This window comes from Escherichia sp. MOD1-EC6300 (genome assembly GCF_002965045.1).
GTDB classification, from domain to species: Bacteria; Pseudomonadota; Gammaproteobacteria; order Enterobacterales; family Enterobacteriaceae; genus Escherichia; species Escherichia coli_F.
In genome coordinates this window covers 33,407-54,500 of the sequence record NZ_PTRH01000004.1, presented here as the reverse complement: position 1 = coordinate 54,500, position 21,094 = coordinate 33,407, and the positions used below count along the sequence as shown (strand labels likewise).

General features: G+C 48.6%; 25 protein-coding genes, 3 tRNA genes and 1 pseudogene. 11 read left to right on the top strand and 18 right to left on the bottom strand.

All coding sequences use genetic code 11. The annotated features are described in order from the left end of the window. Positions 1–713: 713 nt before the first annotated feature. Entirely contained in the window at positions 714–1,217 is a 504-nt protein-coding gene (locus BGE37_RS07515; protein WP_105287908.1) for a non-heme ferritin-like protein, read from the top strand. A 78-nt stretch (positions 1,218–1,295) separates the two neighbouring features. Here BGE37_RS07515 and yecJ read toward each other — a convergent pair whose 3' ends face one another. Continuing rightward, entirely contained in the window at positions 1,296–1,547 is a 252-nt protein-coding gene (gene yecJ / locus BGE37_RS07510) for a DUF2766 family protein YecJ (protein ID WP_000082127.1), read from the bottom strand. A gap of 114 nt (positions 1,548–1,661) precedes the next feature. Continuing rightward, complete coding sequence (gene azuC / locus BGE37_RS25100) at positions 1,662–1,748, bottom strand: stress response protein AzuC (protein ID WP_010723106.1); 87 nt, start codon at positions 1,746–1,748, stop codon at positions 1,662–1,664. A gap of 262 nt (positions 1,749–2,010) precedes the next feature. Between azuC and BGE37_RS07500 the strand changes: the two genes are divergently transcribed. Together BGE37_RS07500 and ftnA are read left to right on the top strand one after the other, a co-directional pair. Beyond that, positions 2,011–2,334 (top strand): YecR-like lipofamily protein, encoded by a 324-nt coding sequence (locus BGE37_RS07500; protein WP_001237867.1) that lies wholly within the window; start codon positions 2,011–2,013, stop codon positions 2,332–2,334. 170 nt (positions 2,335–2,504) lie between these two features. Further along, positions 2,505–3,002 (top strand): non-heme ferritin, encoded by a 498-nt coding sequence (ftnA, locus tag BGE37_RS07495; RefSeq protein ID WP_000917208.1) that lies wholly within the window; start codon positions 2,505–2,507, stop codon positions 3,000–3,002. 36 nt (positions 3,003–3,038) lie between these two features. Here the strand turns inward: ftnA and BGE37_RS07490 are convergent, their stop codons facing one another. Then, a complete protein-coding gene (locus BGE37_RS07490) occupies positions 3,039–3,278 on the bottom strand; it encodes a YecH family metal-binding protein (protein WP_000377228.1) in 240 nt (79 codons plus the stop codon). Positions 3,279–3,469: 191 nt separating this feature from the next. Between BGE37_RS07490 and tyrP the strand changes: the two genes are divergently transcribed. Beyond that, positions 3,470–4,681 (top strand): tyrosine transporter TyrP, encoded by a 1,212-nt coding sequence (gene tyrP / locus BGE37_RS07485; protein ID WP_105287907.1) that lies wholly within the window; start codon positions 3,470–3,472, stop codon positions 4,679–4,681. 61 nt (positions 4,682–4,742) lie between these two features. On the opposite strand, the gene yecA is transcribed toward tyrP, so the two are convergent. From yecA to uvrY, 7 genes are all read right to left on the bottom strand, one after another. After that, the gene (gene yecA, locus BGE37_RS07480; RefSeq protein ID WP_000847887.1) at positions 4,743–5,408 is read right to left on the bottom strand and encodes a UPF0149 family protein YecA; all 666 of its coding nucleotides are present in this window, start codon (positions 5,406–5,408) and stop codon (positions 4,743–4,745) included. A 195-nt stretch (positions 5,409–5,603) separates the two neighbouring features. Next, a tRNA-Leu gene (locus BGE37_RS07475) sits at positions 5,604–5,690 on the bottom strand. A gap of 12 nt (positions 5,691–5,702) precedes the next feature. Continuing rightward, positions 5,703–5,776 (bottom strand) — tRNA-Cys (locus tag BGE37_RS07470). 53 nt (positions 5,777–5,829) lie between these two features. After that, a tRNA-Gly gene (locus BGE37_RS07465) sits at positions 5,830–5,905 on the bottom strand. A 151-nt stretch (positions 5,906–6,056) separates the two neighbouring features. Further along, on the bottom strand, positions 6,057–6,605 hold the full coding sequence (pgsA, locus tag BGE37_RS07460; RefSeq protein ID WP_001160187.1) for a CDP-diacylglycerol--glycerol-3-phosphate 3-phosphatidyltransferase: 549 nt from the start codon (positions 6,603–6,605) through the stop codon (positions 6,057–6,059). A 56-nt stretch (positions 6,606–6,661) separates the two neighbouring features. Further along, positions 6,662–8,494, bottom strand: coding sequence for an excinuclease ABC subunit UvrC (uvrC, locus tag BGE37_RS07455; RefSeq protein WP_001283421.1), 1,833 nt, complete (start codon positions 8,492–8,494; stop codon positions 6,662–6,664). Then, on the bottom strand, positions 8,491–9,147 hold the full coding sequence (uvrY, locus tag BGE37_RS07450) for a UvrY/SirA/GacA family response regulator transcription factor (RefSeq protein ID WP_000611335.1): 657 nt from the start codon (positions 9,145–9,147) through the stop codon (positions 8,491–8,493). The genes uvrC and uvrY overlap by 4 nt, the downstream gene beginning before the upstream one ends. Before the next feature lie 141 nt (positions 9,148–9,288). Here uvrY and BGE37_RS25890 point away from each other — a divergent pair. The 3 genes and pseudogenes from BGE37_RS25890 to yecF form a co-directional block, all read left to right on the top strand. After that, positions 9,289–9,360: pseudogene (locus BGE37_RS25890) on the top strand (transcriptional regulator); the annotation flags it as partial. An 82-nt stretch (positions 9,361–9,442) separates the two neighbouring features. Continuing rightward, a complete protein-coding gene (gene yecU, locus BGE37_RS25095; RefSeq protein WP_001307856.1) occupies positions 9,443–9,619 on the top strand; it encodes a protein YecU in 177 nt (58 codons plus the stop codon). After that, a complete protein-coding gene (gene yecF / locus BGE37_RS07445) occupies positions 9,606–9,830 on the top strand; it encodes a DUF2594 family protein YecF (protein ID WP_000106474.1) in 225 nt (74 codons plus the stop codon). The genes yecU and yecF overlap by 14 nt, the downstream gene beginning before the upstream one ends. A gap of 66 nt (positions 9,831–9,896) precedes the next feature. On the opposite strand, the gene sdiA is transcribed toward yecF, so the two are convergent. From sdiA to BGE37_RS07405, 8 genes are all read right to left on the bottom strand, one after another. Beyond that, positions 9,897–10,619, bottom strand: coding sequence for a transcriptional regulator SdiA (sdiA, locus tag BGE37_RS07440; protein ID WP_001154265.1), 723 nt, complete (start codon positions 10,617–10,619; stop codon positions 9,897–9,899). Positions 10,620–10,848: 229 nt separating this feature from the next. Continuing rightward, positions 10,849–11,601 (bottom strand): L-cystine ABC transporter ATP-binding protein TcyN, encoded by a 753-nt coding sequence (gene tcyN / locus BGE37_RS07435; RefSeq protein WP_001272994.1) that lies wholly within the window; start codon positions 11,599–11,601, stop codon positions 10,849–10,851. Next, complete coding sequence (tcyL, locus tag BGE37_RS07430; RefSeq protein WP_001158220.1) at positions 11,598–12,266, bottom strand: cystine ABC transporter permease; 669 nt, start codon at positions 12,264–12,266, stop codon at positions 11,598–11,600. Before tcyL ends, tcyN begins: the two co-directional genes overlap by 4 nt. A gap of 14 nt (positions 12,267–12,280) precedes the next feature. Next, the gene (dcyD, locus tag BGE37_RS07425; RefSeq protein WP_001128215.1) at positions 12,281–13,267 is read right to left on the bottom strand and encodes a D-cysteine desulfhydrase; all 987 of its coding nucleotides are present in this window, start codon (positions 13,265–13,267) and stop codon (positions 12,281–12,283) included. A 104-nt stretch (positions 13,268–13,371) separates the two neighbouring features. Next, complete coding sequence (gene tcyJ / locus BGE37_RS07420) at positions 13,372–14,172, bottom strand: cystine ABC transporter substrate-binding protein (protein ID WP_001295643.1); 801 nt, start codon at positions 14,170–14,172, stop codon at positions 13,372–13,374. Between the two features lie 87 nt (positions 14,173–14,259). Continuing rightward, the gene (fliZ, locus tag BGE37_RS07415; RefSeq protein WP_001344677.1) at positions 14,260–14,811 is read right to left on the bottom strand and encodes a flagella biosynthesis regulatory protein FliZ; all 552 of its coding nucleotides are present in this window, start codon (positions 14,809–14,811) and stop codon (positions 14,260–14,262) included. A gap of 45 nt (positions 14,812–14,856) precedes the next feature. Next, entirely contained in the window at positions 14,857–15,576 is a 720-nt protein-coding gene (gene fliA / locus BGE37_RS07410) for an RNA polymerase sigma factor FliA (protein ID WP_001087450.1), read from the bottom strand. A 163-nt stretch (positions 15,577–15,739) separates the two neighbouring features. After that, the gene (locus BGE37_RS07405) at positions 15,740–17,071 is read right to left on the bottom strand and encodes a FliC/FljB family flagellin (RefSeq protein WP_000079776.1); all 1,332 of its coding nucleotides are present in this window, start codon (positions 17,069–17,071) and stop codon (positions 15,740–15,742) included. A gap of 245 nt (positions 17,072–17,316) precedes the next feature. Here BGE37_RS07405 and fliD point away from each other — a divergent pair, with 245 nt between their 5' ends. From fliD to amyA, 4 genes are all read left to right on the top strand, one after another. Beyond that, complete coding sequence (fliD, locus tag BGE37_RS07400; RefSeq protein ID WP_000146825.1) at positions 17,317–18,732, top strand: flagellar filament capping protein FliD; 1,416 nt, start codon at positions 17,317–17,319, stop codon at positions 18,730–18,732. 15 nt (positions 18,733–18,747) lie between these two features. Continuing rightward, complete coding sequence (fliS, locus tag BGE37_RS07395) at positions 18,748–19,158, top strand: flagellar export chaperone FliS (RefSeq protein ID WP_000270664.1); 411 nt, start codon at positions 18,748–18,750, stop codon at positions 19,156–19,158. Beyond that, a complete protein-coding gene (gene fliT / locus BGE37_RS07390; protein ID WP_001057840.1) occupies positions 19,158–19,523 on the top strand; it encodes a flagella biosynthesis regulatory protein FliT in 366 nt (121 codons plus the stop codon). Before fliS ends, fliT begins: the two co-directional genes overlap by 1 nt. Positions 19,524–19,600: 77 nt before the next feature. Continuing rightward, positions 19,601–21,088: an alpha-amylase gene (amyA, locus tag BGE37_RS07385; protein ID WP_001245699.1), complete on the top strand. Its 1,488-nt coding sequence runs from the start codon at positions 19,601–19,603 to the stop codon at positions 21,086–21,088. The last annotated feature ends 6 nt before the right edge of the window (positions 21,089–21,094 follow it).

Genomic DNA, 21,094 nt, shown 5'->3' with positions numbered 1-21,094 from the left:
TTTTAACTAAAAGATAAGTGACTGTGTTGACATAGTTTTAGCGAGAAATTAATTCTCCATAGGAGAGCAATATCACATCGCAGAATTACAGTGAGAACGTGCATAAATTTAGCGGGAAAAGACATAAGGGAAAGCCAATTTGTCAGACAAATTGTCGAATGCACAGCAGATTAATCCATAAGATTAGCCTGGAAATCCTTGTTGTCTTTGGTACCCATGCGGGATGTCTTCTTTTTAACCAGTCAATAGGCCGCATTACCTGACGTTGAGCTTTTGAAATGGCGTAATAACCGCAACTCAAAGATGTGGGAAATGCGCGTCATTCATTTAGCCATTAATTATCACCGTGCTCATTAATTAACAGAACACGTATAATGAGAGCCATCTCGCAAAAATGAAAAAACGTTTTATAAAATCATCACTTCATCATGAATTCAAATTCATTGATTAATATCAACAAGATACAAAAAGCACTATCATTAAAATTCATTGCAGTTACATTGATTTCATCAATGAAATGTAAAAATATATAAACTTGATGATTTAAGCATTTTCTTATACCCGTTCAGACGTTATTCTTATTTCAGATCATCGTCAGAATTGACTCCACGATCACATTTCGGACCGGCAGAAAGGAATTATTCTGCAAACAGTAATTATGGTGTTTTGATTTATCTTGCACCTCTCCACTTCTGGATATAAGGATATTAGGTATGGCAACCGCTGGAATGCTTCTCAAACTCAACTCTCAAATGAACCGCGAGTTTTACGCATCCAATCTCTACCTTCACCTGAGTAACTGGTGTTATGAACAGAGTCTGAACGGCACCGCCACTTTCCTTCGCGCCCAGGCACAGAGTAATGTGACCCAAATGATGCGCATGTTTAACTTTATGAAGAGTGTCGGCGCTACCCCCATCGTTAAAGCCATTGATGTTCCCGGTGAAAAACTGAACTCTCTGGAAGAACTGTTCCAAAAAACGATGGAAGAATACGAGCAACGTTCTAGTACGTTGGCACAGTTAGCCGATGAAGCGAAAGAACTGAATGATGATTCAACCGTCAATTTCCTGCGCGATCTGGAAAAAGAACAGCAGCATGATGGCCTGTTGCTGCAAACCATTCTTGATGAAGTGCGCAGTGCGAAACTTGCGGGTATGTGCCCAGTGCAGACCGACCAACATGTTCTGAATGTCGTGTCGCATCAGCTGCATTGATCATACATCGGCGCTAATGCATTGCGCCGATGAAGTTTTTGAGAAACCGCTGCCTCATCTTTTTGAAGCAGCGGTTTTTTAATGGGATTCGCCCTGTGGGGTAAACTTGAGTTCAATCAGCGCGATGGCTTTTTGGATTGCCCGCATGGTGACCGGGTCTGCGGCGGCGGGATGGTTAGTAAAGTCGATATTCTTCAGCTGACTGGACATTTTTTCACGAACTTCAACGGGCGCGATTACATCGAGAACATCCAGAATTTGTTTGATAACCAACTGGCAAGCAACCACATCAGAAACCAGTTCCTGATCGGCATTCAGCGGCTGGGACATCGTAAACTCCTGATAGCATTTTGAAAGCCGTTATAGTAGCGGCTTCACATCTTCAGCGATAGTCACATCCACCGTCATCAGGACACAAAAAAACCTGCCGGAGCAGGTTTTTTGTTATCGGAACATATTGCCTGGCGGTACGTCTTTGAACGTCTTGCAATAGTTATTGAACATACTTTTCAGGATTTTGCGCAGTTTCATCGCGGCACTCCGACCATTTGTTATACAGGTGTTATTGTCTTTGCGCTTATAATATGACAACCATCACAAAAATCAATCTTTATGTGATACAAATCACATAAATACCCCTTTAATGTTATAAAAATGATAATCAAAAAACAGCCCCCCTATTTCTGACACCTACAGATGGCAAGAAATAGCGCCTGCCAGGCGTCTTTTCCGGCCATTGTCGCAGCGCTGTAACGCGTAAAATAGTGCTTTCTCTTACTCTTCTGGCTGGACCATGAGACTTCTGATTCTGACTCTTTCATTAATAACGCTGGCGGGGTGTACGGTTACTCGCCAGGCCCATGTGAGCGAAGTTGACGCGGCAACAGGTATTGTACGGTTGGTTTATGACCAGGCTTTTTTGCAGCATGCCCATACCGATCGTTATGTCAGTCGCGGGATCGCCGATCGCGCATGCCAGCAGGAAGGCTATACCCACGCGATCCCCTTTGGTCAGCCAGTAGGTAACTGTAGCCTTTTTACGGGTTCCTTATGTTTGAATACGGAATTCACTTTGTCATATCAGTGCCATCATTCCGCCTTCCCTGTCTTTCTCTAAATATTTTAATCAGCGAGGGGATCTTCGCTGATTAAAGAAATAGCGGTAATGCGTTTTATTCCCATTCGTATTTTTAATAATTGAAGTTTATATTTTACCTTTTGCAAATAATAAAATAACAAATTATAGTGACGCCACAGCAACAAATATAACCTTTGTGGAGCACTATCATGCTGAAACCAGAAATGATTGAAAAACTTAATGAGCAGATGAACCTGGAACTGTACTCTTCACTGCTTTATCAGCAAATGAGCGCCTGGTGCAGCTATCATACCTTCGAAGGTGCTGCCGCGTTCCTGCGCCGTCACGCCCAGGAAGAGATGACGCATATGCAGCGTCTGTTTGATTACCTGACTGATACCGGCAATTTACCGCGTATTAATACCGTTGAATCTCCGTTTGCTGAATATTCCTCACTTGATGAATTATTCCAGGAAACCTATAAACACGAACAATTAATCACCCAGAAAATTAACGAACTGGCTCATGCTGCAATGACCAATCAGGACTACCCAACATTTAATTTCCTGCAGTGGTATGTTTCTGAGCAGCATGAAGAAGAGAAACTGTTCAAATCGATTATTGATAAATTAAGCCTGGCAGGCAAAAGCGGCGAAGGTCTGTATTTTATCGACAAAGAACTCTCTACCCTCGACACACAAAACTAATGCTCTCCGGCGGCAGGTTTCTGCCGCCGTTTCAAATCAGTGACGGCAAATCTTACTCTGATCGGTCGAAAAACCTTCTTCTGAAGGTATAAATTTGCCTTTTGCTGCCAGAAACGCTACCAGCTCTCCCGATGTCATCCCTTCTGCCGAGCAAGTGTGAAAACGTGCCTGTTCACCAAAACGCGCTTTAATCGCAGCTTCCAGACTGGCATGCGTATATTGCTCGCCTGATTCAATCATCATATTTAACACTTCATGACCGTGAATAGAGTCCATCGTTCCTCCTCAAAAAAAAGCCTAGCGTAGCGATTACCGCTTATGAAGACTTTGCGCCAGCGCAGGACTGAATGCTTTTTATTGTACATTTATATTTACACCATATGTAACGTCGGTTTGACGAAGCAGCCGTTATGCCTTAACCTGCGCCGCAGATATCACTCATAAAGATCGTCAGGACAGAAGAAAGCGTGAAAAACAGAACCCTGGGAAGTGTTTTTATCGTGGCGGGAACCACAATTGGCGCAGGCATGCTGGCAATGCCGCTGGCTGCGGCCGGTGTTGGTTTTAGCGTTACGTTAATCTTGTTGATTGGGCTTTGGGCGTTGATGTGCTACACGGCGCTATTACTGCTGGAGGTGTACCAGCATGTTCCGGCAGATACCGGTCTGGGCACGCTGGCAAAACGCTATCTGGGACGCTACGGTCAATGGCTGACGGGCTTCAGTATGATGTTCTTAATGTATGCTCTGACTGCGGCATACATCAGCGGTGCCGGTGAATTGTTGGCCTCCAGCATCAGCGACTGGACAGGTATTTCAATGTCGGCAACCGCTGGCGTGCTGTTGTTCACTTTTGTTGCCGGTGGCGTGGTTTGTGTTGGAACATCGCTGGTCGATTTATTTAACCGTTTTCTGTTCAGCGCCAAAATTATTTTTCTGGTGGTGATGCTGGTATTGCTGCTACCGCATATTCACAAAGTGAATCTTTTAACCCTGCCGTTGCAACAGGGGCTGGCACTGTCTGCAATCCCGGTGATTTTTACGTCGTTTGGTTTTCACGGTAGCGTGCCGAGTATTGTCAGCTATATGGATGGCAACATTCGTAAGCTACGCTGGGTGTTTATAACCGGTAGTGCGATCCCCCTGGTGGCATATATTTTCTGGCAGGTGGCGACGCTTGGCAGCATTGATTCAACAACCTTTATGGGATTGCTGACTAATCATGCCGGATTAAACGGGCTGCTACAGGCGTTACGCGAAATGGTGGCCTCTCCGCATGTTGAGCTGGCAGTGCATTTATTTGCTGATTTAGCCCTCGCCACGTCATTTCTCGGCGTTGCGTTAGGCTTATTTGATTATCTGGCTGATTTGTTTCAGCGTTCAAATACCGTTGGTGGAAGATTGCAAACTGGTGCAATTACCTTTCTGCCGCCGTTGGCGTTTGCACTGTTTTATCCACGAGGATTTGTGATGGCGCTGGGTTACGCCGGTGTGGCGCTGGCGGTACTGGCATTGATTATCCCTTCGCTGTTGACCTGGCAAAGCAGAAAGCACAATCCTCAAGCGGGTTACCGGGTCAAAGGTGGTCGTCCGGCGCTGGTGGTGGTGTTTCTCTGTGGTATTGCTGTGATTGGCGTGCAATTTTTGATTGCGGCAGGGTTGTTACCAGAAGTGGGGTGATTAGATAGCCTCAAATTCCTTATTGGGTGCCAGAATTAACGCTGACACCCAATTTGACTTCTTAATGCAGGCAGCACTGCTTAAATTTCTTACCACTACCGCACGGGCAAGGATCGTTACGCCCCGGTTTCTCTTCTGCTTTGATCGGTTGCTGAACAGCTTTTTCCTGCGGATGCGCCATCCAGTACGCATGTAGATCAAGCGCCGCCAGTCGAATGGCATCTACGCTCTCTTCAAACGCTTCTGGCGACATCTTCTCTACCCGCTCGAAGTTTTCCTCAGTACCGTGCAGCGCAATCGCCTCCAGCGCTGGTTTTAACGAATCGGGCAATGTTGACCAGTCAGAAAGTGCCACGCCCCGCATATAGCCAAAGCACCACTCCTCAACAATCGTCAGCTCGCTGCCATCAACTTCTCGCAAGCCGAATAACGGCTCAAACTGCTCCGGGTATTCGTTCAGACGCTCTGCGGTATCGGCCATATGTTGAAAAGCCAGGTTCATAAAGCGCGTCATCTCTTTCTCTGACGCCCAGCGCGGCACATAGTCAGCCCCACCCCACACGGCAACCAGCCACTGTGCCGGTTCAATCTCTTGCGGAGAACTCAACACCGCCGTCAATAAACCGTCCAGCTCCGCCACATCAAGGATGGCGTGGTCAGTGTTGTATTTGGTCAGAATATCGTCCAGCCATTCCAACTCACTTTCGTTTAACGGTCCCGTTTTCATACGCTTTTCCTTGTGGATCTCAACTCGCCAGCACCTATCTTACATGCCGGTCCGTATCAGAGATACTTTTTGAGTGGCTTTGCCGATGATTAAAAATTAAGGAGGGTGTAACGACAAGTTGCAGGCACAAAAAAACCACCCGAAGGTGGTTTCACGACACTGCTTATTGCTTTGATTTTATTCTTATCTTTCCCATGGTACCCGGAGCGGGACTTGAACCCGCACAGCGCGAACGCCGAGGGATTTTAAATCCCTTGTGTCTACCGATTCCACCATCCGGGCTCGGGAAGAAAGTGGAGGCGCGTTCCGGAGTCGAACCGGACTAGACGGATTTGCAATCCGCTACATAACCGCTTTGTTAACGCGCCAAATTCTTCAGGCCTTTCAACCAGACATCCGCTGACGCCGATGCCTTTTAAACTGGAGCGGGAAACGAGACTCGAACTCGCGACCCCGACCTTGGCAAGGTCGTGCTCTACCAACTGAGCTATTCCCGCATTCATCAAGCAATCAGTTAATCACTTGATTTTATTATCGTCTGGCAATCAGTGCCGCCGTTCGATGCGTTGCATTCTACTTACCTGGCGCGATGAGTCAACGATATTTTTCACCACTTTTGATCGTTTGCTGAAAATTGCACCGAAACGATCACTGATCAAGCAAATCTGCACGCGCAGCGCTCAAATATTGCAACATTGACCACAGAGTCAGTACCGCAGCCACAAAGAAAAGTGCAATACCGGCGTACTCAACCCAAATGTTCGGACGCCACAGCAGCCAGGCCAACGCCACCATCTGGGCCGTAGTTTTCACTTTCCCAATCCAGGAGACAGCCACGCTACTGCGTTTACCCAACTCCGCCATCCATTCGCGTAGCGCAGAAATAATAATTTCACGGGCGATCATCGTTGCCGCCGGTAAGGTCACCCACCAGCTGTGATAATGCTCGGTTACCAGCACCATGGCGATAGCCACGAGAACTTTATCTGCGACAGGGTCAAGGAAAGCACCAAACCGGGTACTCTGGTTCCAGCGGCGTGCCAGAAAACCATCGAACCAGTCAGTCACCGCCGCGACGCAGAAAATGAGCGCGGCGGCAAACGGCGACCAGGTGACAGGCAGATAAAAGACCAATACAAAGAATGGGATAAGGATGACACGGAACAGTGTAAGCAACGTAGGGATATTAAATTGCATAATGACGGGTAACTATCTGTTGTCAGTAAGATTACCCCTATGTTGCTACAGAGACATCAATGTTTCAACGACCAGAAGATCTTTTCTGCCAGACCTTGCGAAATACCCGGCACTTTTGCAATTTCCTCGACGCTGGCGTTACGTAAACCTTGCAAACCGCCCATATATTTCAACAACATTTGCCGGCGTTTTGGCCCGACGCCTTCAATGGTTTCCAGGGAACTGGTATTTTTGACCTTCGCCCGTTTTTTACGGTGCCCGCCAATCGCGTGATCGTGTGATTCATCGCGAATATGCTGGATAACATGCAGCGCGGGAGAATCTGGCGGCAAACTGAATCCCTCACCTTCCGGCTCAAAGAACAGCGTTTCCAGCCCAGCCTTACGATCTGCTCCTTTGGCAACGCCAAGTAGCAGCGGATGATTTTTATCCCATGAGACATCCAGTTCGGCGAAGACATTTTTCGCCTGCGCAAGCTGGCCTTTGCCGCCGTCGATAAGGATCACATCCGGGATCTTACTGTCGTCAATGGCTTTACCATAACGCCGACGCAGCACCTGATTCATCGCCGCATAATCATCGCCCGGCGTGATGCCAGTAATGTTATAGCGCCGATACTCCGCACGCAGCGGGCCGTTAGCATCAAACACCACACAGGAAGCGACGGTTTGTTCGCCCATGGTATGGCTGATGTCAAAGCACTCCATCCGCTTCACTTCCGGCAATTTCAACACGCTGGCAAGCGCGGTCAGTCGCTGGTGAACGGTAGATTGCTGCGAAAGTTTGCTGGTTAAGGCCGTCGCCGCATTGGTGCGCGCGAGTTTCAGATAACGCGCCCTATCGCCGCGAGGTTTGGTTTGAACATTAATCTTGCGTCCCGCCAGTTCTGAAAGGGAATCGGCGAGCAGCGTTTTATCGCTAAGATTAAAATCGAGCAGGATCTCACCCGGTAAGGTGCGCATCTGGCTGCCTTGTAAATAGAACTGACCTACGAAGGTTTCCACCACCTCGCTCAGTTCCGTACCGCCAGGCACTTTCGGGAAATAGCTGCGGCTGCCGAGCACTTTGCCCTGACGAATGAACAATACGTGGACACAAGCCATGCCCGCATCGAACGCCACACCAATAACGTCAAGGTCGTCGCCGGTATTGGAAACAAACTGTTTTTCGGTGACGCGTCGCACCGCCTGAATTTGGTCGCGAATACGTGCAGCTTCTTCAAACTCCAGATTCTGGCTGGCAGTTTCCATACGGCTAATCAGTTGCGTAAGCACCTGATCATCTTTGCCAGACAAAAACAGGCGCACATACTCGACCTGCTGAGCGTATTCTTCTTCACTCACCAGTCCTTCAACGCACGGCCCCAGACAACGTCCTATCTGATATTGCAGACACGGACGCGAGCGATTGCGATAAACACTGTTTTCGCACTGGCGAATGGGGAAAATCTTTTGCAGTAGCGCCAGTGTTTCACGTACGGCATAGCCATTCGGGAACGGGCCGAAATATTCACCTTTAGCATGCTTCGCACCACGATGCATCGCCAGACGCGGATGGGTATCGCCACTCAGGAAGATAAAGGGATAAGATTTATCATCGCGTAGTAAAACGTTGTAACGCGGCTGATAGAGTTTGATGTAGTTGTGTTCCAGCAACAGCGCTTCGGTTTCTGTATGAGTAACCGTTACATCAATTTGCTGGATCTGGGCGACCAGCGCTTCGGTTTTGCGCGAAGCGAGGTTGCTACGGAAATAGCTGGAAAGCCGTTTTTTCAGGTCTTTCGCTTTGCCGACATAGATAACCGTACCACCAGCATCGTACATGCGATAAACGCCAGGCTGGCTGGTTACGGTTTTTAAAAACGCTTTTGCGTCAAACTGATCACTCACTGACTTGATAATGTCTCCGCATTACACAGACCATGGCGAATTGCCAGGTGAGTCAGCTCAACATCGCCATGAATGTTTAGTTTACTGAACATACGATAGCGGTAGCTGTTCACCGTTTTCGGACTGAGATTGAGCTGTTCTGAGATCTCATTGACCTTCTGGCCCTTGGTGATCATCAGCATAATCTGCAATTCACGTTCAGACAAACTGGCAAATGGGCTTTCTGTTTTTTCTGGTTCGATCTGGCTTAACGCCATTTGTTGAGCGATATCAGAAGCAATGTAACGCTGCCCTGAATAGACAGAACGGATCGCACTCACGACTTCCTGCGGAGCCGCGCCTTTGCTGAGGTAGCCCGCAGCACCGGCCTGCATGACTTTCGCTGGTAAAGGGTTTTCTGTATGGACGGTAAGCATGATGATTTTGACATCAGCTGTGGAACGCGCGATTTTACGCGTCGCCTCAAGACCGCCAATGCCCGGCATACTCATGTCCATTAGCACCACGTCAACGGCATTTGTCCGGCACCACTTAACGGCGTCTTCACCGCACGATGCCTCACCGACGACTTTTATACCCTTTATATCTTCCAGAATGCGTCGTATCCCTGCGCGCACCAGTTCGTGGTCATCAACAAGTAGAACGTTGATCAAAGGAATATCTCCAGAAATAGGGATAACGCTACTGATAGTTAGTCATTCGTATATTAGCGGTTTTTATTGCAACTTTGAAACGTTAAAAATGGTGGGTATTCGATTTTTCTCTCGTTTTTGTCAATTCGATTGTCCACAGTTATGGTCACGCCCGTCACCAACGGCTTACCGGATCGTTTCACAGTAAGCCCGGCGATGAAATGTGACAAAAATTGACTTTATTCAGCAAAAATGAAAATCAGCCCGCTGAATATGTAACATTAATTAACCCGAACAATACGGGCAAAAAACATTCATGATAAAAATATTTATTGGTCATTATATTAACGTATTTTATAGCACTGTTGATATCACGCTCAAAAAACAACCACTGCTATTTTTAGCAAAGCTTATGGTATACTCCGCCGCCTTAACATTTTTCACCGCAAATTTTCATTGCAACATGACGAGGAAAATAAATGAGTACGCCTGATTTTTCTACTGCCGAGAATAATCAAGAACTGGCAAATGAAGTCTCCTGCCTGAAAGCGATGCTGACGCTGATGCTGCAGGCGATGGGACAAGCTGACGCGGGCCGCGTGATGTTAAAGATGGAAAAACAGCTTGCGCTGATCGAAGACGAAACCCAGGCTGCAGTATTTTCCAAAACGGTTAAGCAAATTAAACAAGCCTACCGTCAGTAATATAAAACCGGCTGAGAACGTGCCTTTCAGCCGGTTTTTGCATCTGACACGCAGAAAGAAAAGAGATCAAATTAAGCCAGTAGCGGCCGCGTAACAGGCAACCTGGGTCTTATTCGGTGCATTGATTTTTTTCTGCATGTTTTTCTGATGGAAATTGACCGTATTCTCAGAGATTGACAAAATCATCGCTATCTCTGCTGATGTCTTCCCTTCCGCCGTCCACCTCAGAATTTCTTTTTCGCGCTTGCTGAAATTCATCTCTGGCGTCATCACTATTTCATCATTTAAACGCATCAGAGCCATCAGACTTTCGCGCACCAGTAACTGCATTTTTAATTGCAGTTCATCACTAAGAATGGGTATTTCGCGCGCGCTGCAACGGGAAAAGGACAAAAAGCCCAGCGCCCGGTTTGGCAGCATTAAATACTGAGTGACACCGCGGCGTAAACCATGTGCGCGCGCGGCTTCCCATAACGGCTGTGCTTCGTTGAATAAGTCATCATTCCACATTAGATGGCCCTGACTAAAGTTTTCAGGGTTCAGCACCGGATCAATTGCGAGAAAGTTTTTTGCCTGATAATAACTAACCCACGCCTCAGGGTAATTGGTGTAGAAAGCCACTTTAGGTCGCGTGAATGGTACCGGGTGGCGAACACATAACGAATAGTAATCGTACTCCAGCTGCTGAGCCTGAAGCTCTATTTCATGGTAGACCTCTTCTGCGGCCTCCATCCTCTGAAAACGCAACAGCATCGTGCGACGCCAGCTGAAAAAATCCGTATCCTGCATAGTAAACCGCAACGCCCCTGAGAGTGAGTATCATTTATAATGATAATTCAAACTATCACATAAATAAGATTTATATATAATTTATATTATTCAGGCAATGAATTACTTTTGCAAGCCATCACATTCTCTTATGTTATTAATGAGTTATGCTGATTTGTTAAGCAGTTTTATCACGCTTGAAATAGCGTCCCGCCCCGACAGGTGAATCGTCGGGGCTGATTTTTTCTTATTATTGCAGCAGAAACTTCTCGAGGAACTGGCGGGTGCGAGGCTGCTGGGGATCGGCAAATAACGCTTTTGCTGCCCCCTGCTCGACTATCCGCCCTTGGTCCATAAAAATCGCCCGGTCCGCAACATCCCGGGCAAAGCTCATTTCGTGCGTCACAATCACCATCGTGCGCTTTTCCTGCGCCAGCTGACGGATGGTGTTCAGGACTTCGCCCACCAGCTCTGGATCCAGCGCTGACGTTGGCTCGTCAAACAAAATCACCTCAGGACGCATTGCCAGCGCACGCGCAATCGCAACACGCTGCTGTTGACCGCCAGACAAACGACGTGGATAGCTGGTTTCTTTACCGGCCAGCCCAACTTTCGCCAACAGCTCGCGAGCGCGCGCCGTGGCCTCTTCTTTCGGTTCGCCTTTGACGATCACCGGCCCTTCAATAATGTTCTCCAGCACCGTACGATGCGGAAACAAATTAAAGTTCTGGAAGACAAACCCGACGTGCTGACGCAACTGGCGAATCAGCGATTTTTGCTGACTTAATGAACGTGCAGTATCAATAGTGATATCGCCAACGGTGATCGTTCCCGCTTCGGGTTGTTCCAGCAGATTTATGCTGCGTAGCAACGTGGTTTTGCCGGAACCACTCGGACCGATAATTGCCACCACTTCGCCAGGCTTTACCTCGAGGTCGATACCGTGCAGCACCGTCTGACCGTGGAATTTTTTCACCAGGTTCTTAACTTCAATGGCACTCATTTTGGTTCTCTCTCCTGGCGATTAAGTTGATTCTCAAAATGGTTCTGCAACGTCGATAACACAGTCGCCATGATCCAGTAGATGAGCGAAGCCGCCAGATACATGGTGAACACCTCCAGCGTACGCGAGGTAATCAACTGCGCCTGACGGAACAGCTCCGGCACCTGGATTGTCGCGGCCAGCGACGTATCTTTTACCAGGCTGATAAAGCTGTTCGACAGCGGCGGCAACGCCACACGCGCCGCCTGTGGCAAAATCGCGCGACGCATGGTCTGCCACGGCGTCATACCAATACTGGCTGCCGCTTCCCACTGACCTTTATCAATAGAAGAAATGGCGGCGCGCAGCGTTTCGGCAGCATAGGCGGCAGTGTTCAACGACAGACCAATCATTGCTGACGGAATGGGATCTAATTCGATACCAAACTGCGGCAGGCCGTAATAGATCATAAACAGTTGTGCGATGAGCGGCGTACCACGAAAAATAGAGATATAAAAACGCGCCAGCCAGCGCACGGGCCAGATTGGCGACAGGCGCATCAGCGCGAGAATAAACCCGAGCAGTAAGCCAAAAAACATGCCGCCGATACTGAGTTGCAGCGTATACCCAGCACCTTTCAGCAGGAACGGCAAGGAATCAATAACCAGTTGTATACTTTCTTGCATGAGCGTTTCCGGAGCTAAACGTGGGGATGATAGGCGAACAGCGCAGGCGCACCGCCGGTATGAATAAACAGAATCGGCCCTTCATCTTTGAAACGTTTCTGACTGATACCGTCAATCAGACCCGCCATCGCTTTTCCGGTATACACAGGATCAAGCAGAATGCCTTCCAGCCGCGCCAGCAATTTCACTGCTTCCATGCCTTCGTCGTTCGGCACGCCGTAGCCAGGTGCAAAATAGTCATCCCAGAGTAAAATTTCCGCTGATGCGGTCAGCTCCAGTTCTTTCGCAATCGCCTGTTGTAGGTTAACCACTTTCGGCAATTGATCGGCAACGGAACGCGACACGGTCACGCCAATCAGTTCGCTTTCAGGCATCAGGTGTTCCAGCCCAACAGCCAGTCCGGCGTGAGTTCCGGCACTGCCCGATGCGACCACCACCGACGAAATATTAACCGCCCCTTCACACTGTTGCGCAATTTCCAGCGCACTCTCCACATAACCCAGCGCGCCCAGAGCATTAGAACCGCCAACCGGAATGACATACGGGCGAAAGCCTTGTGCTTCGACTCGCGTCGCCAGCTCTTCCAGTTGGGCATTGGGATCGGTCAGTGCGTCGCACATTTCAATCTGGGTATTGAACAGATCCAGCAACAAACGATTGCCGTTGGTTAAATAGTTTTCTGCGGTTGTGCCAATAGGATTTTCCAGCAGCGCCACGCAGTGCAGACCGAGTTTCGCCGCAACTGCGGCAGTCTGGCGCACATGGTTAGACTGGATCGCCCCGGCAGTAATCAGCGTATCGGCACCTTCACGCAGAGCATCTGCCGCGAGAAATTCCAGCTTACGTAATTTATTGCCGCCCATTGCCATGGGTGTGACGTCATCCCGTTTGATGAAAATTTCCCGTCCAAGATAATCAGAAAAGCGCGGCAGATATTCGAGCGGCGTTGGCGCGCCGATAAACTCCAACCGTGGAAAACGGGTTAAATTATGCAGTGGCATAACAGCCTCCGATGTGTGTTGTTGTGATTTTCTTATTATGCACGCTGAAAACGCGTAAATAAAAAAGGCGCTAGTGAAAGCGCCCTTTTTTGTCATTATGCTGATTATTTGGTCACATCAGCACCAAACCATTTTTCGGAAAGAGCTTGCAGAGTGCCGTCTTTTTGCATTTCCGCAATTGCATCATTCACCGCTTTCAGCAGGTCTTCATTTCCTTTACGCAGCGCCACGCCAGACTCCTGACGGGAGAATGCTTCACCGGTTACTGCCAGCGTATCGTTGGTTTTCTTCACCAGATCCAGCGCCGCCAGACGATCAACGAGGATCGCATCGATACGGCCTACGCGCAGATCCTGATATTTGGTCGGGTCATCATCATAGGTACGCACATCGACGCCCTGAACATTCTGCCGCAGCCACTCTTCATAGTTGGTGCCCAGACCGACACCCACTTTTTTGCCTTTCAGATCAGCAGCTGTTTTAATGGTGCCTTCGTTACCTTTTTTCACCAGCGCCTGAATACCGGAAATGGTGTAAGGGGTAGAGAAATCGTATTTTTTCTTGCGCTCGTCAGAAATGGTGACCTGATTAATCACCACATCAATGCGTTTAGAGTCCAGCGACGCCAGCATACCGTCCCATTTGGTCGGTTTTAGTGACGCCTCAACGCCAAGATGTTTTGCCAGCTGTTGGGCAAATTCCACTTCAAAACCGGTTAATTTGCCGTCATCTCCCTGAAAACTGAACGGCGGATAAGTGCCTTCCAGCCCTACCAGCAGCGTGCCGCGCTCTTTAACTTTATTAAGCAGACCTTCATCTGCAAAACTTTTAACGCTCATGCCCGCAACCAGCGCTACGGCCATCACACCCATCAATGCCTGACGTCCCAGATGTGCTAATTTCATATTTACCCCGAATGTTGTTATGTCTGTTTGCAGTGTAGAGCCATTGTTTGTAAACACAAAAACAACTCCGCTACATCTTATTCTTATTTAATATATATCAGAAGCAGGCAGGCTGGAGGATTTCTGCACAAGTCCGGTACACGTTTGACGCTGATAGTGTTGATACTTCCGTAATGCGATGCGGTAATTGTTGGTGCTGGTGGTGGGCAGCCACGGGGCGAGGATTTCATCAAGGAAACCGTCCTGCAGCGGATCGAGGGAAATATTTTGCTCGTGTAGATGATTCCCCAAACGGCGCAGACGAACGACATATTCACGCACCGTACCAGGGCTCATTTCAGTTTGCTCAAAAAGAAATTGCTTAAAGCCGATAATATCGAAAAAATCACTCTGCGTTTTGCAATGTAAATCACCGCAGAATCGGCACAATGCCGCCCATGATTTTTGTTCCACTTGCCAGCCATTTTCATCAAGCAGCATGTCCAGGCGGGAAATCTCGATTTTATTCACTATTTTGCCGTCGCGAACGAGGGTAATGCGGTCGAGTAATTTACGGCAATGCGCGCAATGGGTCTGGCTGTGTTTAAAGTCTTTAAGATAGCGGCTTAATGGCCGTCTTTTCAGGTGCTGCACCATCATTAAGAACTCCTGGTAGTCAAAATTAAAGTGCGGCATTTACTGACGTTATAACTTACCCAGTTTAGTGCGTAACCGTTTAATGGCCTGGCTGTGTAACTGACTGACCCGCGATTCCCCGACCTCCAGCACCGCGCCAATCTCTTTGAGATTCAGCTCTTCCTGGTAATAGAGGGTTAATACCAGTTTTTCGCGCTCCGGCAACGTTTCGATGGCTTCCATCACCCGCTGGCGCAGATTACTGTCCAGCAGTTGTTGTAGCGGATTTTCTCGCTGATGATCATCAGTAACCAGTTCGATGCTATCGCCGTGCTCTTCGCGCCACTCATCGTAGGAGAAGAGCTGGCTGTTATTGGTGTCGAGCAACATTTGGCGATAGTCGGCAATATCGATCCCTAAACGTTCCGCTACCTCAGTTTCCGTGGCGTTGCGGCCAAGTTCCTGCTCCAGTTGCCCTATTGCCTGTGCCACTTCACGCGCGTTGCGTCGCACGCTGCGCGGCACCCAGTCACGGCTGCGAAGTTCATCCAGCATAGCGCCACGGATACGCTGCACTGCGTAAGTTGTAAATGCCGTTCCTTGTAGGGCGTCATAGCGTTCGACGGCATTGAGTAACCCAATGCCGCCCGCCTGTAGCAGATCGTCAAGTTCCACGCTCGCGGGCAGTCGAACCTGCAGGCGCAATGCTTCGTGACGCACCAGCGGGATATAACGCTGCCACAGCGAGTGTTTATCCATTACACCTTCAGCGGTATAGAGTGAATTCACGATAAACAGCCCTGCGTTATATGAGTTATCGGCATGATTATCCGTTTCTGCAGGGTTTTTAATCGGACGATTAGTGGGTGAAATGAGGGGTTATTTGGGGGTTATCGGTAAATTGCGGACAGAAAAAACCCCGCCGGTGGCGGGGTCAGGCAGGTTAAGGCCATTAGCCTTGTAACAGTGACAGAACTTGCTGCGGTACCTGGTTCGCTTTAGACAGCACGGAGTTACCTGCCTGCTGGATGATCTGCGCTTTCGACATGTTGGACACTTCGGTCGCATAGTCGGCGTCCTGAATACGGGACTGCGCTTCAGACAGGTTGGTGGTGGTGTTGTTCAGGTTGGTGATAGCGGAATCGAGACGGTTCTGCACGGCACCTAGAGAAGACCGGAATTTGTCGACTGATGCAATAGCTTTATCCAGAAGCGCCAGCGGATCCTCAGTTGAAGCACCTTCAAATTGCTCAGTCGCAGTTGTGGTTACCTTACCATTAGTATCAGTAACATCACTTAAATTCAGATCAGTTAACTTAAGAGCTGTTGCTCCATTCTTAAGAATGTCTGCCGCATCACCAGCAGAATAGTTTTTGCCTTGAAGTGTGACAAAACCTTGAGCTGCGCCGTCTTTATCTGCTGAAACTTTGATCAGCTGACCTGTTTGCTTGGCATCGTCAACACCGTTCGCATAATCATCATAAGTAACATCAATGGTGTTTAAGGTTACTTTACCTGAAGCGGCATTAACAGAAGCAGCATAGAAGTCTTTACCTGACTGAACAACATAATCAGCTGTTGCCTTACCATCTTTATCAAGGATGTTGTGCAGCGACAGGCTTGACGTATCGGAAACCCCCAATTTGGCTGCGATTGCTGCAGACTCATCAGTATCACCGAAGTTAACATCAACAGGTTCATTGCTAGCGGCTTGCGGGATAGATGTGATAGCATTGCTGACATTAAGAGAGTTTTTAGAAACTGAGAAGCCATTCAGCCCCAAAGTTGAAGAATCAATTTTCTTCAGATCGATGGAGATAGTTTGACCATCATTCGCACCAACCTGAATTTTCATTGAACCATCTTTGGAAAGAACATTAACGCCGTTGAACTGAGTCTGACCGGATACGCGGTCAATTTCATCGAGACGGGATTTGATTTCGTCCTGTATTGAAGACAGGTCAGAATCAGAGTTAGTACCGGTAGTGGCCTGAACGGTCAGTTCACGAACACGCTGCAAGTTGTTGTTGATTTCAGACAGTGCGCCTTCAGTGGTCTGCGCCAGAGAAATACCGTCGTTGGCGTTACGTGCGGCCTGAGTCAGACCTTTGATGTTAGAAGTGAAGCGGTTAGCAATCGCTTGGCCCGCAGCGTCATCTTTAGCGCTGTTAATGCGCAGACCAGAAGAGAGGCGCTCGATAGAAGTCGACAGCGCAGACTGGTTCTTGTTGATATTATTTTGAGTGATCAGCGAGAGGCTGTTGGTATTAATGACTTGTGCCATGATTCATTTTCCTGTTTTCAAGTCTACGGTTTAAGTATTGGGCTTCCACCCTTCGGCTTCGTCGCCGTCAACCCTGTTATCGTCTGGTCACTCACAACCTTTAGAATTTTTTTCTAGCGGTCGAAATACTCCCCTTCCTCGTTGCTGTTCGTGTCATTAAGCCAAAAAATAAATCGTAAACTTTGCCCCGCTTACGCCGATAACCCCGGTATTCGTTCTATACGTCGCATGATTAAGGAATTTATATGGCTAGTATTTCAACGCTTGGGGTTGGGTCGGGGCTGGACTTAAGCAGCATCCTTGACAGTCTGGAGGCGGCAGAAAAATCTACCCTGACGCCGATATCAAAACAGCAAAGCTCTTACACCGCGAAACTGAGCGCCTACGGGACGCTGAAAAGTGCACTAGAGAGTTTCCAGACAGCCAACACAGCACTGAATAAAGCCGATTTATTTACCGCCACTTCAACCACCAGCAGTTCATCGGCTTTCAGCGCCACCACCACGGGCAGCGCGATTGCCGGGAAATACACCATTAGCGTTAGCCAACTGGCGCAGGCACAAACGCTGACCACAAAAATTAGTCAAAAAGACAGTAAAGCTGCCATCGCCACCAGCGATAGCGTACTGACCATCCAGCAAGGCGGCGGTAAAGATCCGGTCACGATTGATATCAGCGCGGCTAACTCGTCACTTTCCGGCATTCGCGATGCCATTAACAACGCCAAAGCTGGTGTCAGCGCCAGTATCATCAATGTGGGAAACGGCGAATATCGTCTGTCCATCACCGCTAACGATACGGGCAACGATAACGCTATGAAACTTAGCGTCAGCGGCGACAGCGCCCTGGAAAGTTTTATGGGTTACAACGGAACGTCGGGTGATAGCAGCAATGGCATGATTGAAAGCGTCACCGCGCAAAACGCCAAACTGACAGTCAATAACGTTGAGATTGAAAACAGCAGTAACACTATCAGCGACGCGCTGGAAGATATCACACTCAACCTGAATGACGTCACCACCGGTAATCAGACACTGACCATCAGTAAAGACACATCCAAAGCTGAAAATGTAGTCAAAGCATGGGTGGATGCCTATAACACATTGCAGGATACATTCAGTAGCTTAACCAAATACACCGCTGTCGATGCCGGAGCAGAAAGTCAGGACTCCAGTAATGGAGCATTACTTGGTGACTCCACACTGCGTACCATCCAGACTCAGCTTAAAACCTTGCTCGCCAATACTCACAGCAGTTCAAACTATAAAACGCTGGCACAGATTGGCATTACCAGCGATGCCAGTACCGGCAAGCTGGAAATCGCGACCGACAAACTGCAAACGGCACTAAAAAAAGATGCCGCAGGCATCGGTGAAATGTTTATAGGTGACGGTAAAAGTACAGGGGTAACTACCGGCATTAGTAGCAACCTGACCAGTTGGCTCTCTTCCACCGGGATAATCCAGGCCGCAAAAGATGGCGTCAGCAAAACGCTGAATAATTTGACCGACCAGTACAACGCAGCCAGTGAGCGTATCGATACCTTAATGACGCGCTATAAAGCCCAGTTCACCCAATTAGATGTGTTAATGAACTCGCTTAACTCCACCAGTAGCTATCTGACACAGCAGTTCGACACCTCAAATAGCAACTCGAAATAATCTTCAGGAGAAACTATGTACGCGGCAAAAGGCACCCAGGCCTATGCACAAATTGGCGTCGAAAGCGCCGTAATGAGCGCCAGCCAGCAACAGCTGGTCACCATGCTATTTGATGGAGTGCTGAGCGCACTGGTTAGAGCGCGCCTGTTTATGCAGGACAACAATCAGCAAGGCAAAGGCGTCTCTTTGTCAAAAGCGATCAACATCATTGAGAACGGGCTGCGGGTGAGTCTTGATGAAGAGAGCAAAGACGAACTAACCCAAAACTTGATTGCTCTTTATAGCTATATGGTCAGGCGCTTGCTGCAAGCCAATTTACGCAACGATGTCTCCGCAGTCGAAGAAGTGGAAGCATTAATGCGCAATATTGCCGATGCCTGGAAAGAGTCTTTACTCACCCCTTCTTTGATTCAGGACCCAGTCTGATGAACAATGCACCGCATTTGTATTTCGCCTGGCAACAACTCGTCGAAAAAAGCCAGCTCATGTTACGCCTGGCGACAGAAGAACAATGGGACGAACTCATCGCCAGCGAAATGGCGTATGTGAATGCGGTGCAGGAGATCGCACACCTGACTGAAGAGGTTGCCCCGTCCACCACGATGCAGGAGCAGCTCCGCCCGATGCTGCGCCTGATTCTCGACAACGAAAGCAAGGTAAAGCAGTTATTACAGATTCGGATGGATGAACTGGCGAAACTGGTCGGTCAGTCATCGGTGCAAAAATCGGTGTTAAGTGCCTATGGCGATCAGGGTGGCTTTGTGCTGGCTCCGCAGGATAACCTCTTTTGAATCTTAAAGAGCCAATGGCTCGCGAATAATCTGATTACGGCTACGCTTCTAATGTTCCCCTTGAATGGAGTCGAAGAATGCGTAATCCCACGCTGTTACAATGTTTTCACTGGTATTACCCGGAAGGCGGTAAGCTCTGGCCTGAACTGGCCGAGCGCGCCGACGGTTTTAATGATATTGGTATCAATATGGTCTGGTTGCCGCCCGCCTATAAAGGCGCATCGGGCGGGTATTCGGTCGGCTACGACTCCTATGATTTATTTGATTTAGGCGAGTTTGATCAGAAAGGCAGCATCCCTACTAAATATGGCGATAAAGCACAACTGCTGGCCGCCATTGACGCCCTGAAACGTAATGACATTGCGGTGCTGTTGGACGTGGTAGTCAACCACAAAATGGGCGCGGATGAAAAAGAAGCTATTCGCGTGCAGCGTGTAAATGCTGATGACCGTACGCAAATTGACGAAGAAATCATTGAGTGTGAAGGCTGGACGCGTTACACCTTCCCCGCCCGTGCCGGGCAATACTCGCAGTTTATCTGGGATTTCAAATGTTTTAGCGGTATCGACCATATCGAAAACCCTGATGAAGATGGCATATTTAAAATTGTTAACGACTACACCGGCGAAGGCTGGAACGATCAGGTTGATGATGAATTAGGTAATTTCGATTATCTGATGGGCGAGAATATCGATTTTCGCAATCATGCCGTGACGGAAGAGATTAAATACTGGGCGCGCTGGGTGATGGAACAAACGCAATGCGACGGTTTTCGTCTTGATGCGGTCAAACATATTCCGGCGTGGTTTTATAAAGAGTGGATCGAACACGTACAGGAAGTTGCGCCAAAGCCGCTGTTTATTGTGGCAGAGTACTGGTCGCATGAAGTCGATAAACTGCAAACGTATATTGATCAGGTGGAAGGCAAAACCATGCTGTTCGATGCGCCGCTGCAGATGAAATTCCATGAAGCATCGCGCATGGGGCGCGACTACGACATGACGCAGATTTTCACGGGTACATTAGTGGAAGCCGATCCTTTCCACGCCGTGACGCTCGTTGCCAATCACGACACCCAACCATTGCAAGCCCTCGAAGCACCGGTCGAACCGTGGTTTAAACCGCTGGCGTATGCTCTAATTTTGTTGCGGGAAAATGGCGTTCCTTCGGTGTTCTATCCGGACCTCTACGGTGCGCATTACGAAGATGTCGGTGGTGACGGGCAAACCTATCCGATAGATATGCCAATAATCGAACAGCTTGATGAGTTAATTCTCGCCCGTCAGCGTTTCGCCCACGGTGTACAGACGTTATTTTTCGACCATCCGAACTGCATTGCCTTTAGCCGCAGTGGCACTGACGAATATCCCGGCTGCGTGGTGGTCATGTCGAACGGGGATGATGGCGAAAAAACCATTCATCTGGGAGAGAATTACGGCAATAAAACCTGGCGTGATTTTCTGGGGAATCGGCAAGAGAGCGTAGTGACCGACGAAAACGGCGAAGCGACCTTCTTTTGCAACGGCGGCAGCGTCAGCGTGTGGGTTATCGAAGAGGTGATTTAAATTCAT

Bases quoted from the DNA above. Each gene is read 5' to 3' on its own strand.
- BGE37_RS07515 (WP_105287908.1), top strand. From the start codon at position 714: ATGGCAACCGCTGGAATGCTTCTCAAACTCAACTCTCAAATGAACCGC.
- yecJ (WP_000082127.1), bottom strand. From the start codon at position 1,547: ATGTCCCAGCCGCTGAATGCCGATCAGGAACTGGTTTCTGATGTGGTT.
- azuC (WP_010723106.1), bottom strand. From the start codon at position 1,748: ATGAAACTGCGCAAAATCCTGAAAAGTATGTTCAATAACTATTGCAAG.
- BGE37_RS07500 (WP_001237867.1), top strand. From the start codon at position 2,011: ATGAGACTTCTGATTCTGACTCTTTCATTAATAACGCTGGCGGGGTGT.
- ftnA (WP_000917208.1), top strand. From the start codon at position 2,505: ATGCTGAAACCAGAAATGATTGAAAAACTTAATGAGCAGATGAACCTG.
- BGE37_RS07490 (WP_000377228.1), bottom strand. From the start codon at position 3,278: ATGGACTCTATTCACGGTCATGAAGTGTTAAATATGATGATTGAATCA.
- yecA (WP_000847887.1), bottom strand. From the start codon at position 5,408: ATGAAAACGGGACCGTTAAACGAAAGTGAGTTGGAATGGCTGGACGAT.
- pgsA (WP_001160187.1), bottom strand. From the start codon at position 6,605: ATGCAATTTAATATCCCTACGTTGCTTACACTGTTCCGTGTCATCCTT.
- yecU (WP_001307856.1), top strand. From the start codon at position 9,443: ATGATAAAAATATTTATTGGTCATTATATTAACGTATTTTATAGCACT.
- yecF (WP_000106474.1), top strand. From the start codon at position 9,606: ATGAGTACGCCTGATTTTTCTACTGCCGAGAATAATCAAGAACTGGCA.
- sdiA (WP_001154265.1), bottom strand. From the start codon at position 10,619: ATGCAGGATACGGATTTTTTCAGCTGGCGTCGCACGATGCTGTTGCGT.
- tcyN (WP_001272994.1), bottom strand. From the start codon at position 11,601: ATGAGTGCCATTGAAGTTAAGAACCTGGTGAAAAAATTCCACGGTCAG.
- tcyL (WP_001158220.1), bottom strand. From the start codon at position 12,266: ATGCAAGAAAGTATACAACTGGTTATTGATTCCTTGCCGTTCCTGCTG.
- dcyD (WP_001128215.1), bottom strand. From the start codon at position 13,267: ATGCCACTGCATAATTTAACCCGTTTTCCACGGTTGGAGTTTATCGGC.
- tcyJ (WP_001295643.1), bottom strand. From the start codon at position 14,172: ATGAAATTAGCACATCTGGGACGTCAGGCATTGATGGGTGTGATGGCC.
- fliZ (WP_001344677.1), bottom strand. From the start codon at position 14,811: ATGATGGTGCAGCACCTGAAAAGACGGCCATTAAGCCGCTATCTTAAA.
- BGE37_RS07405 (WP_000079776.1), bottom strand. From the start codon at position 17,071: ATGGCACAAGTCATTAATACCAACAGCCTCTCGCTGATCACTCAAAAT.
- fliD (WP_000146825.1), top strand. From the start codon at position 17,317: ATGGCTAGTATTTCAACGCTTGGGGTTGGGTCGGGGCTGGACTTAAGC.
- fliS (WP_000270664.1), top strand. From the start codon at position 18,748: ATGTACGCGGCAAAAGGCACCCAGGCCTATGCACAAATTGGCGTCGAA.
- fliT (WP_001057840.1), top strand. From the start codon at position 19,158: ATGAACAATGCACCGCATTTGTATTTCGCCTGGCAACAACTCGTCGAA.
- amyA (WP_001245699.1), top strand. From the start codon at position 19,601: ATGCGTAATCCCACGCTGTTACAATGTTTTCACTGGTATTACCCGGAA.